Raw genomic sequence first — 14,048 nt, forward strand, 5'->3', positions numbered from 1 at the left:
TTTAATTTTAAAAATTTTCTAAAAACAAAAAAATGGAATGTTAAGTAATTTCGCATAATAAAAAAACAGTAAAAAATATATAAAAAAAGATATATATTTTTTTAAATCGAATATTTTGAAATTTAAGAAAAGATAGGGAAAAGAAATATCTTACAAAACTTCAAGAACAGTACTTGATATTAAATCATTATATTTAATATGATTTCGTAGAAATCGTTTTCTTGTGTGAGAAGTTTAGTGTATAATATTGCTTAGGAGGAAGGTGTATGCTGAAAATTGTTATTGTTGAACAAGAGAAAATAGCAAAAGATGCAATTTTCATGATGCGTAAAATTTTAAAGGAAGATTTCACGTTTGTGTTTTATGAAAAAATTGTTGATCTTGTAAAAGATCCAACGAAAGATTATGATGTAATCATATTAAACGAAGCATATAACAATGTACGAATTACCAGTGCACTGAATTTTGAAAAAACAAATAGTATTTTTATTTATTTATGTCATGATGGATATGCAAATGTTAATAATTTATATGGAAGGGTATTTTCAATTCATCGTGAAAATTTGGAGAATGAATTAATGGATCTTCAAAATTTGATTAATAGTCGTTTGTTGAAACATAGTGAATACCTATTTTCATACAATGGAATTACTTTGCGTTTAAAGTTTCATGATATTTATTATATTGAAAAAGAAGATAAGAACTTAATCTACTACACCAAAAAAGGTGAGTTCTATGAACGTGGTAGTGTTACAAAAAAAGCACATGAGTTTGAAGAATATGATTTTGTTCGTATCAATAGTGGTATCTTGGTAAATTATGAATACATTTTTAAAATTGAGGGTGATGAGTTAGAGCTTAATAATCATATGCGATTGCCAATTTCACGTTCTCGTAAGCCTAAATTGCTAGAATTCATTCGTAAGAAAACCGATCTTTCCAAATAACTTACCAAAAAAGCCAATGCTCTTAACATATGGCTTTTTTTTATTATAATATAGGTAAGCAAGAAGAAGGAAATTGGGTAAAATATTCATTTAATTATAGAAAGGACTGAGACCAATGGGAAAGTAAGTGAGTTGAATGAAAAAGATTATAAAATAAAATGATAGAGCAATAGGAATATATAATAGTAATATTGTTATGTAGGCATTATCCACTATATTTTATAAGGTGAATATATTCAACGAAAAGAAAATTAGTTTTGGAGTATTACGATATTATTACATAAGCGCTGTAACAATGGCAAGAAAGAAAAAAGGATAAACATGATAATAGTAAATTTTTATCACATGTGTATGAGTAATTGAAGAAGAAAGTACAAAGGAAAAGGAAATGTGGTAAAGGTAAAGTAAGAAACAAATATTAGATAAATAGTAATTTATCTGCAAAACTCTTGAAATAGGGTTATTATAGAAGGAGAAAAATTTGGAAAACATAAATTGTTAATAGGACTCGTTATTAGAAGAAATAATAATGGGTCCTATTTTTATGTTTTTGATATCATAATGTATGATTTATGATATAATGTAAATCGTAAAGTGAGGGTTATGATGGGAAATAAAAAAAACCAGTTTTATGAAAATTTGAAGGATCATAATCAGGCTTTGAGTGAATATCAAAAACAGCAATTTGAAATATATGCAGCTATGTTAGTAGAATGGAATCAAAAGATGAATTTAACAGCAATCAAGGAAGAAGATGAAATTTATGAAAAACACTTCCTTGATTGTATTTTGATGTCTTATGGTGTGGAAATTCAAGGCACTTTCTGTGATGTTGGTAGTGGAGCAGGTTTTCCTAGTTTACCATTAAAAATCGTATATCCAGATTTAAAAGTTTGGATTGTAGAGCCATTACAGAAACGTTGTCAGTTTTTAAATGCGTTAGTTGATAAACTTAAGCTTAATGATGTAATGATTATAAATGCAAGAGCAGAGGATTATGTTAAGGAAAAACGTGAAGCCTTTGATATTGTAAGTGCTAGAGCAGTAGCAAATTTAGCAATGTTGTGTGAACTGTGTATCCCATTGACAAAAGTGAATGGCTTGTTTATTGCAATGAAGGGACCAAATGCAAAACAAGAAATAGATGAATCAAATGATGCAATAAAGATATTGGGTTGTGAATTGGAAGGTATAAATTTTCAGGATTTAAATGGGAATGAACGGAATAATTTGATTATCCGTAAAGTTTTGCGTACCCCTAAAAAATATCCTCGTGCATTTGCACAGATAAAGAAACATCCCTTAAGGAGTAAAGGTAGTAATGAGTGAAGTAAGAGAGATTAATATTGATGAAATTGAAATAAATCCTCATCAGCCACGAGTATTTTTTGATCGTGATGCAATTGAGGAGTTGGCTGTGTCAATTAAAGAAAATGGTTTGGTGCAACCACTTACGGTTCGGGAAAAGGGAAACCATTATGAATTGATTGCAGGAGAGAGGCGTTTAAGGGCTTGTAAGTATTTAGAATATACAAAAGTTCCTGCATATATTGTTTCTTCTAGTGATTCTCAAAGTATGTATATGGCACTCATTGAAAATGTTCAAAGAGAGGATCTTAGTTCTATTGAGGAAGCAAAAGCATATCTTAGAATTATGCAGTTGAATAATATGACGCAAGGAGAATTATCAGATAAGATTGGAAAATCACAACCATCTATTGCTAATAAGATAAGGTTGTTGAATTTAGATGTTAATGTACAAAATGCAATTGAATCAAAACTGATTAGTGAACGACATGCAAGAGCTTTATTGTCATTAGACAGCGAAAAACAAAATGAGGTTTTATCTAAGATTATAAAAAATAAGTGGACGGTTGCACAAACAGAAAATGCAGTGAAGTCTACGTCAATGAAAAATCAAAAAGAAAAAAGTATCCAAAAAGGATATTCACGAAATGTTCAGATTGGTGTGAATACGATAAAAAAAGCTTGTGAGATGGTAGAGAAAAGTGGACTGCAAATTTCTTTTGATGAAAAAGAAAGTGCAGAAGATGTTATTATAGAAATTCGAATTAAAAAGTAAAAGGATGTGGAAGCTTATGGCAAAGATTATTGCAATATCAAATCAAAAAGGTGGCGTAGGGAAGACAACGACGGCTATTAATTTAGCGAGTGGTTTGGGCTATCTAGGAAAAAAAGTATTGTTGGTGGATTTTGATCCTCAGGGAAATGCTACACAGGGTGTAGGAGCAAGTAATGATAATAGCAAATTGAGTGTTTATAATCTTATAATGGAAGATTATGAAGTGAATCAGGTAAAGAAAAAGATTCAAAACCCACCACTTGATTTGGTACCAGCAAATATATCTTTAGCTGGGGCTGACTTACAGATGGCACAATACGAAACAGGAAAAGAAGAATTATTAAAAAATAAACTGGATAAGGTGAGAGATCAGTATGATTTTATTATCATTGATTGTCCTCCTTCTTTGGGGCTGTTGAATACAAATGCATTAACTGCAGCGGATTCAGTAATCATTCCTGTACAATGTGAATATTACGCACTGGAAGGTTTGATGCAATTGCTTTTAACGATTCGTTTAGTGCAACAATTATTTAATGAGGATTTAGAGATTGAAGGTGTTGTTTTAACCATGTTTGATGCTAGAACGAAACTTTCTTTGGAAGTACAACAAGAGGTTAGAAAACATTTTAAAGAAAAAGTATATAAGTCTTTCATCCCTCGTAATGTTCGTTTATCTGAATCACCTTCAAGAGGAATGTCAATTTTTGAATATGATGTTCGTTGTGAAGGGGCAAAAGCATATGCGGGATTAGCAGCAGAAGTTGAAAAGGCAAATCGAGGTGAGAGTCATGAGTGATAATAAGTTAGGAAAAGGTTTATCTGCTATTTTTGGAGAAAACATTGATGATATTTTAGAGGATATTCAACAAGGAAAAGTTGAGGGTATCAATGATACGATGATGATTGATGTGAAAAAGATTAAACCGAATCCTTATCAACCTCGTAAAGAGTTTGATAAGGCTGCTTTAGAGGAACTTGCACAGTCAATTAAGGTTCATGGTATATTTACACCTATTCTTGTGAAAGAAAGCGTAAAGGGCTATGAATTGATTGCTGGGGAGCGTCGGTTAAGAGCATCAAAGCTTGCAGGTCTTAAAGAGATTCCTGCTATTGTTGTAGAGTTTAATGATCAACAGATGATGGAAATATCACTGCTAGAAAATATTCAACGAGAAGATTTAAATGTAATAGAGGAAGCAATTGCATTTTCAAACTTAATTGATAAACTTGGTTATACACAAGAACAACTTGCAAAGCAGGTAGGTAAGTCAAGAGAACATGTTACAAACCTGTTGAGATTACTAAAACTTCCTGCAAAAGTACAAGAGTATGTGATTGATAAAAAATTAACCATGGGTCATGCAAGAGCTTTGTTGGCTTTGGATGATAAAGAAGATATTCTTTTGGTAGCAAAACAAACAATCAAAGATAAATTAAGTGTACGTGCAGTTGAGAAACTGATTAAAGATATGAAAAGTCCTTATGTGAAGAAAAAGAATACGGATACGCATAATACGGCTTACGATGGTGTAATCAAAACCATCCAAGATAAATTACAAACAAAAGTAGTTGTTGATGATTCACAATTAATTATTAAATATAAAGGAACAGATGATTTGAATAGAATATTAGAATTATTAGGTTTATTGGAAGAAGAATAAGGGGAACGAATATGAGTGAAGTAGAAATTCATATTGAAATATACAACTGTAGAAAAAAGATTAGAAGAGCTAAAGTGCTTCTAATCTTTTTAGGTATTGCAATATCTTTATCCTTACAAGCTGTTATGCCAAGTTTGTTTGGATATCCTTATTTTGTTGAAACATCTAAAAATCATTACCTATATTCTTTATCTTCAGATGCAGGATTTCCAGCTGTTGTTTTATGGTTTAGTATTTTATGGTTTGGTATATTATTACCTATTTTTATTTACTATCGCATAGTTGCGAAATTAATGATGAAATATCTTTCCATCTTATTGGATCAATGTGATAGTATTTTGTTTGAAGATATCATGTCTTATGGATATGAATTCTTAGGGACTTCAACTATTGGAATAACGATGCTTAAATATTATATAGCAGCTTTAAGTGTGAATAATAAGGATGAAGAGGTGGTTGCATTAATTGAAAAACCAAGTATTTTAAGATATATAAAACGAGATAAATATTATTATTTGAATGCTCATCTTTATGTTGCAAAGTGGAGAGAAAATATGGATGAAGTAGATCGATATTATACGTTAATATGTGAATATTTAATGAAATCAAAAAGGAAATAAGCAAACGATTTATTAAATCGAGAAAAATGTAAATATTATATTTATACAAAAGAATTTGAAAAAGCATTTGATGCAGAAAAGCAAGTACAAAATATTGATAGAAAATATAGTATGGTTTGCCACCACTTTTATTTAGCGATATGTTTATATGGACTACAGCGGTTTGAAGAAGCAAAAACTCATTTTAATATTGTTATTGAAGAGGGAAATACACTTGGTATTGTTGCGCTATCAAAACAGTATATGGAAAAGCTAGTAATTAAAAAATAACATTACAGCAATGAAAGAGCAAAAAAATGAAGGAATTGTAAGCGTTTATTATTCAAAAAGCAAAAGAAATTATATAATTCATAATATTACTACTTATGTACCGTTAATAGTGTTCATAGAAACTTTTTAGTTAAGAGGGTAGTTGATAATAAGTGTAGAAAAGATATTTGAAAAAGCTACAAGGAATTGATTGGATTTTCAAATGGAAGGGGAACGCTAATTTAAGTGGTTACGTCATAAGTGTATAAAGGAAGTGAAAATATGATGTTAAAATCCAATTTAGATATTGTCAACACGAGGGTAACAATATTGCATAAGCTTCAATCTAAAGTATGTGAAATAAACAATTCATCACAAATATCTAAAAGTACTCTACAATCGATATTACAATCAGTATCATGTGAAAATGATACTTTTTCTATATTATCTGATTTGGAATCTCATCTGCAAAAGGATGTTGATTATTTCTTGATTATGGCAAAATCTTGATGATCATGATATAAATGCAATTATTGATAACGGGGGCACTGTAGAAGCTGTGTTAAAAATAGTTAATGCTGGAGATATACCAACTCTTCCTAAAAGACAAAAGTCCTATAATGAAGCTTGTAAAGTTATATATTAAGGAGGTACAATCAATGAAATACAAACTAATCATATTGTTTCTTATATTGTCTTTACTAGAATGTAGTTGTACCAAGCAAAACAAAAAGAAAGAAACCACTGAAAATATAACTTGTAGTGCAGAAGTTGTAAACCATGATATAACATTGGGTGGAGATAAAAACCCTAACATTACAGTAGAAAGTATCATACATGAGGAAACAATGGAGGATAATAAGAAAATAAGCATTCAATATCCAGAGATTACAGGGTTGAACCCATCTTTTTCGGATAATGTTAATGAGTTGATTAAAAATGAAGCACTGTCTGTGTATACAAAGAGTAATATATTGAACAATAATGATATGTCTTTTTTAGTGGAATATGAATGGTATGCAAATAAAGATGTTCTGAGTATTAAATTTAAAGCATTGTATTTTGTCAAAGGTACAGCACATCCCACAGATGTTATATCGACATTGAATGTAAATTTAAAGAATGGTAAAAAAATAAGATTTACAGATTTATATAAGGTAAATGAAGATATGGAAGCGTGCTTATATAATCAAAAAGATAGAGAAGACGTAGATGGGAAAGATACTTTTACTGAAAAGGATTTTAAGCCATATACGAAAGAAAAAGTATTAGAAGTTTTACAAGATATAGATACTACAAGTTATATTGGAAATACAGATATAACAATATACTCATATTATGAAAAAAATCATCTTTTAATAATTACTGTACATGGAATAAGAGGAGCAGGTGACTATAATCAAATGATTGTTCCATATGAGGATATAGAAAAGTTGAGATTGAATTAAATCCTTTAAGTATCTTCTCAAGATGATAAAAAATACCTCCGTTAATTGAATAGTCAATTAGCGGAGGTTTGTTTTTATATAGGCAACAGTTTCATCTAATCCATGTTCGCTGAGATAGGTTAGTAAATGCATGATGAGTTTATCAGTATTTGGATGAATCATAATATGGTCACGTCCATTTAAATAATAATTTAGTGCACTGTCATCGTGATAGTTTTCTTTTTGATAAATCTGTGAAGCTACAACACGATCACAAAACATTTCAATCACATAACGAGTTGGCATTTCAATAGGTTTAATCCCATCTCTTGCATTATCTAGCCAATATTCCCAATGATGTTTATTTCTTCCTTTATGGTGAAGCCATCCTTCTGAATATCCAAGCACTTCTTTCTCACGATCGATAGGACTGCGGTTTCCTTGATAGAATTTAACGCCTGCTTTAAATTCGATAAGAGAATATTTAGATAAGTCATGTAATAATCCTTGTTTATATAAACCACAACGAAAACAGAGTTTTGTAACTCTGTATTTATGACGGTTAATTGTTGATAAATGTCCTAAGAAATCACCCATGAATTCCTGCCTTTCAAACATTGCTATTTTACCACTATTCTTTTAAATAATAAAGGGTATCAAAATAGAAAAGAATAGTATAGAATGAGAGTATATACATGGAGGTAGATATGAAATATTTACAGTTAGCAGAAGATTTAAAAGTGTCACAGTTGGCATTTGGATGTATGCGGATTTCTGAAATGGAAGTTGATGAATTAGCAGAGTTAATCAAAGTAGCTTTGGATGAAGGAATTAATTTTTTTGACCACGCAGATATTTATGGTGGTGGAAAAAGTGAAGAACTATTTGGTGAAGTATTAAAAAAGCATCCTGAATATCGTGAAAAGATGATTATTCAGACAAAGTGTGCAATTCGCCGTGGAAAAGTAGGTTACTTTGATTTTAGTAAAGAACATATCATTAATTCGGTTAATCAAAGTCTTAAACGTTTACAAACAGATCATATTGAAATTTTATTATTGCATCGTCCTGATACATTAATGGATCCAAAAGAAGTAGCAGATGCATTTCAAGAATTGTATGATAGCGGAAAAGTAAAATATTTTGGTGTTTCTAATATGAATTCTATGCAAATGGAATTGTTACAGAGTGAAGTGAAGCAAAAACTATTATTTAATCAATTGCAGTTTAGTCCTATTCATGCAGGAATGGTAACAAATGGGTTGTTCGTAAATATGAAAGAAGAACAAGCGATTGATCATGATGGATCTATTTTAGAATATTGTCGTTTAAAGAAAGTGACTATTCAACCATGGTCGATTATGCAAGCATCATGGGAGGAAGGAACATATCTAGATAATCCAGATTATCAGGAATTTAATGATTGTTTACAAGCTTATGCAGATGCGTATAAGGTTAGCAAGACAGCAATTGTTATTGCTTGGATATTAAGACACCCTGCCAATATGCAACCTATTTTTGGTACTACAAAAGCGAAACATATACAAGAGATGTGTGCAGGTTGTGATATTGAATTGTCTAGAGAAGATTGGTACGAAATATATATCAAAGCAATTGGTAGAATTTTACCGTAAGCGATGAAAGATGTATAAGTATACTTATGCATCTTTTTTATTGATTAATTTTCTATTTTTGAAACTTTTTTTCTAATTTGTTCGTTATATTAATGTAGGATATAATGGTTAGTAGATAGAGAGGAATATGAAGATGATTAAAATTGAAAATTTAATAGTAAAATATAAAAATTTAATTGCATTAGATGTAAGAGACCTTCAATTTGAAGAAGGTGTTGCATATGGTGTAGTTGGGGAGAACGGAGCAGGAAAAACAACGTTATTTAAAAGTATAAGTAATATTATCACAAATTATGAGGGTAATATTTATATGGATGATAAACTGGTTAAGAAAAATAATTCTGTACTAAAAAATGTAGGTTTAGTATTAGATGGTATGTCTGTATATAAAGATCGTAGTGGATGGTTTAATATTCGTTATTTTGGAAAATTGAGAGAATGTTTGGATGAATCTTATGCAAAGGAACTTGCGCAAGACTTGGATATTTATGCGGTATTGGATAGACCTGTAAAAACATATTCGTATGGAATGCAGAAGAAATTGATATTATTGATTGCAATATTAAATAAACCAAAGTATTTAATATTGGATGAACCGTTTAGAGGTCTTGATTTTGAAACGGTAAAATGGTTTAAAAACTATTTATTGAAATTAAAAGATGAAGGTACAACCTTGTTGATATCAAGTCATGTGAGAAATGATCTAGAATCATTATGTCAAAAAGTGCATATTTTAAGTCATGGGAAAATAATTGATTTCTTAGATTTAGAAGAAGAAAGTAAGACGTTAATTCGATTGATTGATACAACTAATAATGTACGTTTTATAGAAATCATGAAAGCATGTGAGTTTAATTTTGAAGTACGTGATAGCAAAATAAGAGCAAGTATTGAACAAGCTTCTTGGGCGAAGGTACAAGAACAAGCAAGTGTTGAGAATATTACGATTATTGAGATGTCAAAGACGAGTAGTTTAGATGGGAGAATGAATTAGTATGAATGCTATGATAATATTTAAAATGGAGTTTTATAAATTCTTCAATGATAAAAAGTATATGATTATTGCAATGGTTTTGGGGTTTTCAAATTTAATTTTTACGCTGCAACTCTATAATGGATTAACCAATCTTTATAATAATCATTATTACAGTGGGTCAGGGTTTGGAGGAATATCCACGCTTACGTTTTTTATCTCTTTCATATTTCTTCTTGTTTATCCTTTCCATGCATTATCAATTGATTATAAGAATAATGTAATGGCGTTAATGATTGCTTCAGGAGTGAATCGTACAAAGTTATATTTTGCGAAAATAGGGGCAACGATGATTGCTTCGTTTCTATTGATGTTGATAATTATAGTTATCCCAGTATTTGTGGCATCATTATTTTATGGTGAAGTGAGTAGAATAGGTTCCATGCTTGATAGACTTATTAGTATAGACTATTGGCTGGGAGATGTAGATGGTATATCACCATTCCTTCATTTACTTTCATCTATTATTTCTTATGCTTCGGTAATAGTGATAATTTATACAGCAACGATATTTACAAAAGGAACATCAAAAACAGTTTTAATTTTCTTAGGATTAATAATTGTGGCAAATATTATTATGTCAACATTTTTGACACCGATACTACAATTAGATGCATATTATGATCCCACACTAGCATTTATGTGTGACTTAGTAGGTAATATTTTTAAAATCGTCGTATTTGGATTTTTATCATTACGACAACTAAATATACAAAGCTTATAAAAAATGTTCACATCATATTATGATGTGAACGTTTTTTATTTGTTTGCTATTTGGCGTGCAACATAAATTCCACTTGCACTCGCATGTGATAAGGAGTGGGTTACACCACTACAGTCACCAATTACATATAAACCTGGGTGTTTTGTTTCTAAATTGTTATCAACATCGACTTGTAAGTTGTAGAACTTCACTTCTACACCATAAAGTAGTGTGTCATCACTTGCTGTTCCAGGTGCAATTTTATCTAAAGCATAGAGCATTTCAATAATATCATCCATTTGTCGCTTAGGAATTACTAGACTCAAGTCTCCTGGGGTAGCTTGTAAACTCGGTGTTACAAAGCCATTTTCAATTCTTGAAGGGGTACTTCTTTGTCCGCGTATCAAATCACCAAAACGTTGTACTAACACGCCACCACCAAGCATATTGGAAAGTTTCGCAATGCTTTCACCATACTCGTTACTATCTTTAAATGGATCAGAGAAGTGATTAGATACCAATAAAGCAAAGTTTGTATTTTCACTGAATTTGCTTTCATCTTCATAACTGTGTCCATTTACTGTGATAATACCATTGGTGTTTTCGTTTACCACGATTCCTTTGGGATTCATGCAGAAGGTACGAACCTTGTCTTGAAATTTTTTGGTACGATAAACAATTTTACTTTCATATACTTCATCTGTAATGGTTTCAAAAATAGCGGCAGGCAACTCAATTCTCACGCCAATATCAACACGATTTGATTTAGTTTCAATAGCAAGATTATTACAAATTTCTTGCATCCACTTTGAACCACTACGGCCAGTAGAGATAATTACTTGGTTGGCTTTATAAAGCTCATCTTTCACATATACTTCATAAGGTGTATTGGCAAGAATTTTATCTACATGTTTGTGAAATTTGAATTCAACTTTATTTTTTAATTCTTCATATAAATTTTCTAAGATTATATAGTTTAAATCTGTACCTAAGTGACGTACGGATGCATCTAGCAAATGCAAATCATTTTCTAGGCATTTCTTTTTTAAAGAAGAATTGGCAGTAGAGAACTTTCGGGCATTACTACCACCATATTTCATGTTGATGTCATCTACATAGTTCATCAATTCTAAGGCTTCTTTTTTTCCTACATATTCGTGTAAGTTTCCACCAAACTCATTTGTGATATTATACTTTCCATCAGAAAATGCTCCAGCACCACCAAAACCTTTCATAATGGCACAAGGTTTACATTTGATACAGGTTTTGATTTTCTTTCCATCAATTGGACATTTTCTTTGGGCAAGAGGGTTTCCGCTTTCTAAAACTAAGATTTTCAAATCTTTGTTTTCTTTGATAAGTTCATAAGCAGAGAATATACCTCCAGGTCCAGCGCCCACAATAATTACATCATATTGCATCTTTATCACCATCCTATTAAAGTATATGTATTTTAGAGAAAAAGGCAAGTATTATTTCTTATTAATTTCTATGGTATAATAGTAAAAATAATACATTGGAGAATAGCATATGATAAATGACAGCATTGTTGCAATATCAACGGCATTAAATCAGGGGGCAATTAGCATTGTTCGCTTAAGTGGTGAAGATGCTTTAGAGATTGCTAATAAGATTCTAACAATTGATATTATGAAGATGAAATCTCACACGATTCAATATGGATTTGTTGTGCAAGCACAAACCAAAGAAAAAATTGATGAAGTTATGGTGAGTGTTTTTTTAGCGCCTACATCATTTACTGGAGAAAATATGGTAGAGATTAATTGCCATGGTGGTACATATATTACTAAGGAAGTGTTGCGCCTTTGTTTGGAAAGTGGAGCGCGGTTAGCAAATCGTGGAGAATTTTCACAACGAGCTTTTTTAAATGGTAAAATTGATTTGACAGAGGCTGAGGCAATCAATGATATGGTTTTAGCACAAGATAAGAATAATGCTAGAATGGCAATTCAAGCAATTCAAGGAAGTGTTCGCAAATTGATGGATCCACTAATTGAGAAGCTTTTAGATATCATTGCCAACATCGAGGTGAATATTGATTATCCTGAATATGATGATGTGGAAATGTTGAGCAATGAAACTGTATTGCCAAAGTGTAGATTGCTCATAGCAGATATGGATGAGATTTTAAAAAAAGCCCAAAATGGAAAAGTAATCAAAGAGGGAATCAAAACAGCAATTGTAGGGAAACCTAATGTTGGTAAATCAAGTCTTTTAAATGCGCTTTTAGAAGAGGATAAAGCAATTGTATCAGACATTGAAGGAACGACTCGTGATATGGTTGAAGGAAGTATTCGTTTGGATAATATTACATTGCATTTGGTGGATACAGCAGGGATTCATCAAAGTGAAGATGATTTAGAGAAAATAGGAATTGAAAAGAGTAAAAAAATGATTGCTGAAGCAGAGCTTGTAATTGTTTTATTGGATGGTAGTAAAGAGCAGGATGAAAAAGATAATCAATTGCTTAGCTTGACTGAAGAAAAGGATCGAATAATTGTTTATAATAAAAAAGATATAAGTAAACACGATGGCATTAATATCAGTGCAAAAGATGGAGAAATTGATATGCTCATGGATACTTTAAATAAAAAATATGAACAGTATCATGAAGCCTATCAAACGCCAATGCTTCAAAATGAGAGGCAGTTGGCACTTATGCAGCAAGCAAAACAAGCGTTACATAGAGCAATGGAAGCTCTTGAAAAAGAGATGGAATTAGATCTTGTTACTATTGATTTGCAAGAAGCATATTACGCACTAAAAGATATTATTGGTGAAGTTAGTAAAGATGATCTTTTGGATACTTTATTTTCAAAATTTTGCTTAGGTAAGTAGGAGAGTAAAAAATGAACTATAAATTAATAGATACACATGCACATTTAACATTTGATCGTTTATATTCAAGGATTGACCAAATTATTGCAGATGCGAAAGCAGCAGGATTTAATAAAATTTTGGTTATATGTACAAACCTTGAAGAGTTTTATCGTGCAAAAGAATATCAGAAAAAAGAATCTATGATTGATATAGCTTTGGGGTTTCATCCTGGAGATTTAGAGGATATTAAGCCATCAGATTTAAAAGAATTAGAACAAATTATAAGCAACAAAGAAATTATTGCAATTGGTGAGATAGGATTAGATTATCATTATGATCATACGATTGCAGATGCACAAAAAGAATTGTTTATTAAGCAAATTGATTTGGCAAATCGTTATGGATATCCCATTTTAATTCATATGCGTGATGCAACAAAAGATACCCTTGATATACTTAAGGAGCATTGTAAAACAAAGTTTTTGATGCATTGTTATAGTGGTAGTGCTGAAACGGCAAAAATAGTAATTAAAATGGGCGGGTATATTTCATTTGCAGGACCACTTACGTTTAAAAATGCACGTGGATTATTAGATGTTCCTGCGGTTGTACCAATGGATCGAATGTTTGTTGAAAGTGATTCACCATTTTTAACCCCGCATCCTTTTCGGGGGAAAGAGAATGAACCTAAATATGTAACTTATACATTCGATAAAGTGGCAGAACTTTTAAATGTTGATAAAAAAGTATTAGCGGACCAAATGCAAAAAAATTATAAAACTTTTTTTACTTTATGATTCCTACTTTGAAATGCGAAAGATATTCAAAATAGAAATTATATATTTGT

At 30.9% G+C, this 14,048-nt stretch carries 14 protein-coding genes; 12 read left to right on the plus strand and 2 right to left on the minus strand.

All coding sequences use genetic code 11. The features are described from left to right. Positions 1-266 precede the first annotated feature (266 nt). The 7 genes from M2475_RS10365 (at position 267) to M2475_RS10395 (ending at position 7,011) form a co-directional block, all read left to right on the plus strand. On the plus strand, positions 267-947 hold the full coding sequence (locus tag M2475_RS10365) for a LytTR family DNA-binding domain-containing protein (protein ID WP_277491386.1): 681 nt from the start codon (positions 267-269) through the stop codon (positions 945-947). Positions 948-1,553: 606 nt separating this feature from the next. Next, a complete protein-coding gene (rsmG, locus tag M2475_RS10370) occupies positions 1,554-2,276 on the plus strand; it encodes a 16S rRNA (guanine(527)-N(7))-methyltransferase RsmG (RefSeq protein WP_277491387.1) in 723 nt (240 codons plus the stop codon). Beyond that, positions 2,269-3,030, plus strand: a complete 762-nt coding sequence (locus M2475_RS10375; protein WP_277491388.1) for a ParB/RepB/Spo0J family partition protein — start codon at positions 2,269-2,271, stop codon at positions 3,028-3,030. Before rsmG ends, M2475_RS10375 begins: the two co-directional genes overlap by 8 nt. Positions 3,031-3,046: 16 nt before the next feature. Continuing rightward, complete coding sequence (locus M2475_RS10380) at positions 3,047-3,829, plus strand: AAA family ATPase (protein ID WP_277491389.1); 783 nt, start codon at positions 3,047-3,049, stop codon at positions 3,827-3,829. Beyond that, positions 3,822-4,694 (plus strand): ParB/RepB/Spo0J family partition protein, encoded by an 873-nt coding sequence (locus M2475_RS10385; protein WP_277491390.1) that lies wholly within the window; start codon positions 3,822-3,824, stop codon positions 4,692-4,694. The genes M2475_RS10380 and M2475_RS10385 overlap by 8 nt, the downstream gene beginning before the upstream one ends. 11 nt (positions 4,695-4,705) lie before the next feature. After that, a complete protein-coding gene (locus M2475_RS10390) occupies positions 4,706-5,314 on the plus strand; it encodes a hypothetical protein (RefSeq protein WP_277491392.1) in 609 nt (202 codons plus the stop codon). 908 nt (positions 5,315-6,222) lie between these two features. Next, a complete protein-coding gene (locus tag M2475_RS10395) occupies positions 6,223-7,011 on the plus strand; it encodes a hypothetical protein (protein ID WP_277491393.1) in 789 nt (262 codons plus the stop codon). Positions 7,012-7,068: 57 nt separating this feature from the next. On the opposite strand, the gene M2475_RS10400 is transcribed toward M2475_RS10395, so the two are convergent. Further along, a complete protein-coding gene (locus M2475_RS10400) occupies positions 7,069-7,587 on the minus strand; it encodes a DUF5662 family protein (protein ID WP_277491402.1) in 519 nt (172 codons plus the stop codon). Positions 7,588-7,697: 110 nt separating this feature from the next. Between M2475_RS10400 and M2475_RS10405 the strand changes: the two genes are divergently transcribed. The 3 genes from M2475_RS10405 (at position 7,698) to M2475_RS10415 (ending at position 10,381) form a co-directional block, all read left to right on the plus strand. Beyond that, positions 7,698-8,624 (plus strand): aldo/keto reductase, encoded by a 927-nt coding sequence (locus M2475_RS10405; RefSeq protein WP_277491394.1) that lies wholly within the window; start codon positions 7,698-7,700, stop codon positions 8,622-8,624. Positions 8,625-8,757: 133 nt separating this feature from the next. After that, positions 8,758-9,618 carry an ABC transporter ATP-binding protein gene (locus M2475_RS10410; protein WP_277491395.1) on the plus strand — a complete coding sequence of 287 codons (861 nt, stop codon included), beginning with the start codon at positions 8,758-8,760 and terminating at the stop codon, positions 9,616-9,618. A 1-nt stretch (position 9,619) separates the two neighbouring features. Next, positions 9,620-10,381: an ABC transporter permease gene (locus M2475_RS10415; RefSeq protein ID WP_277491396.1), complete on the plus strand. Its 762-nt coding sequence runs from the start codon at positions 9,620-9,622 to the stop codon at positions 10,379-10,381. A gap of 35 nt (positions 10,382-10,416) precedes the next feature. Here the strand turns inward: M2475_RS10415 and M2475_RS10420 are convergent, their stop codons facing one another. Beyond that, entirely contained in the window at positions 10,417-11,793 is a 1,377-nt protein-coding gene (locus M2475_RS10420; RefSeq protein ID WP_277491397.1) for an NAD(P)/FAD-dependent oxidoreductase, read from the minus strand. 97 nt (positions 11,794-11,890) lie between these two features. Here M2475_RS10420 and mnmE point away from each other — a divergent pair, with 97 nt between their 5' ends. After that, complete coding sequence (gene mnmE / locus M2475_RS10425) at positions 11,891-13,219, plus strand: tRNA uridine-5-carboxymethylaminomethyl(34) synthesis GTPase MnmE (RefSeq protein ID WP_277491399.1); 1,329 nt, start codon at positions 11,891-11,893, stop codon at positions 13,217-13,219. Between the two features lie 11 nt (positions 13,220-13,230). Continuing rightward, positions 13,231-13,998, plus strand: coding sequence for a TatD family hydrolase (locus M2475_RS10430; RefSeq protein ID WP_277491400.1), 768 nt, complete (start codon positions 13,231-13,233; stop codon positions 13,996-13,998). The last annotated feature ends 50 nt before the right edge of the window (positions 13,999-14,048 follow it).

It is taken from the genome of Breznakia sp. PF5-3 (genome assembly GCF_029504745.1).
Classification (GTDB): Bacteria; Bacillota_I; Bacilli_A; order Erysipelotrichales; family Erysipelotrichaceae; genus Breznakia.

Coding starts and splice junctions, on each gene's coding strand:
- M2475_RS10365 (WP_277491386.1), top strand. CDS start 267: ATGCTGAAAATTGTTATTGTTGAACAAGAGAAAATAGCAAAAGATGCA.
- rsmG (WP_277491387.1), top strand. CDS start 1,554: ATGGGAAATAAAAAAAACCAGTTTTATGAAAATTTGAAGGATCATAAT.
- M2475_RS10375 (WP_277491388.1), top strand. CDS start 2,269: ATGAGTGAAGTAAGAGAGATTAATATTGATGAAATTGAAATAAATCCT.
- M2475_RS10380 (WP_277491389.1), top strand. CDS start 3,047: ATGGCAAAGATTATTGCAATATCAAATCAAAAAGGTGGCGTAGGGAAG.
- M2475_RS10385 (WP_277491390.1), top strand. CDS start 3,822: ATGAGTGATAATAAGTTAGGAAAAGGTTTATCTGCTATTTTTGGAGAA.
- M2475_RS10390 (WP_277491392.1), top strand. CDS start 4,706: ATGAGTGAAGTAGAAATTCATATTGAAATATACAACTGTAGAAAAAAG.
- M2475_RS10395 (WP_277491393.1), top strand. CDS start 6,223: ATGAAATACAAACTAATCATATTGTTTCTTATATTGTCTTTACTAGAA.
- M2475_RS10400 (WP_277491402.1), bottom strand. CDS start 7,587: ATGGGTGATTTCTTAGGACATTTATCAACAATTAACCGTCATAAATAC.
- M2475_RS10405 (WP_277491394.1), top strand. CDS start 7,698: ATGAAATATTTACAGTTAGCAGAAGATTTAAAAGTGTCACAGTTGGCA.
- M2475_RS10410 (WP_277491395.1), top strand. CDS start 8,758: ATGATTAAAATTGAAAATTTAATAGTAAAATATAAAAATTTAATTGCA.
- M2475_RS10415 (WP_277491396.1), top strand. CDS start 9,620: ATGAATGCTATGATAATATTTAAAATGGAGTTTTATAAATTCTTCAAT.
- M2475_RS10420 (WP_277491397.1), bottom strand. CDS start 11,793: ATGGTGATAAAGATGCAATATGATGTAATTATTGTGGGCGCTGGACCT.
- mnmE (WP_277491399.1), top strand. CDS start 11,891: ATGATAAATGACAGCATTGTTGCAATATCAACGGCATTAAATCAGGGG.
- M2475_RS10430 (WP_277491400.1), top strand. CDS start 13,231: ATGAACTATAAATTAATAGATACACATGCACATTTAACATTTGATCGT.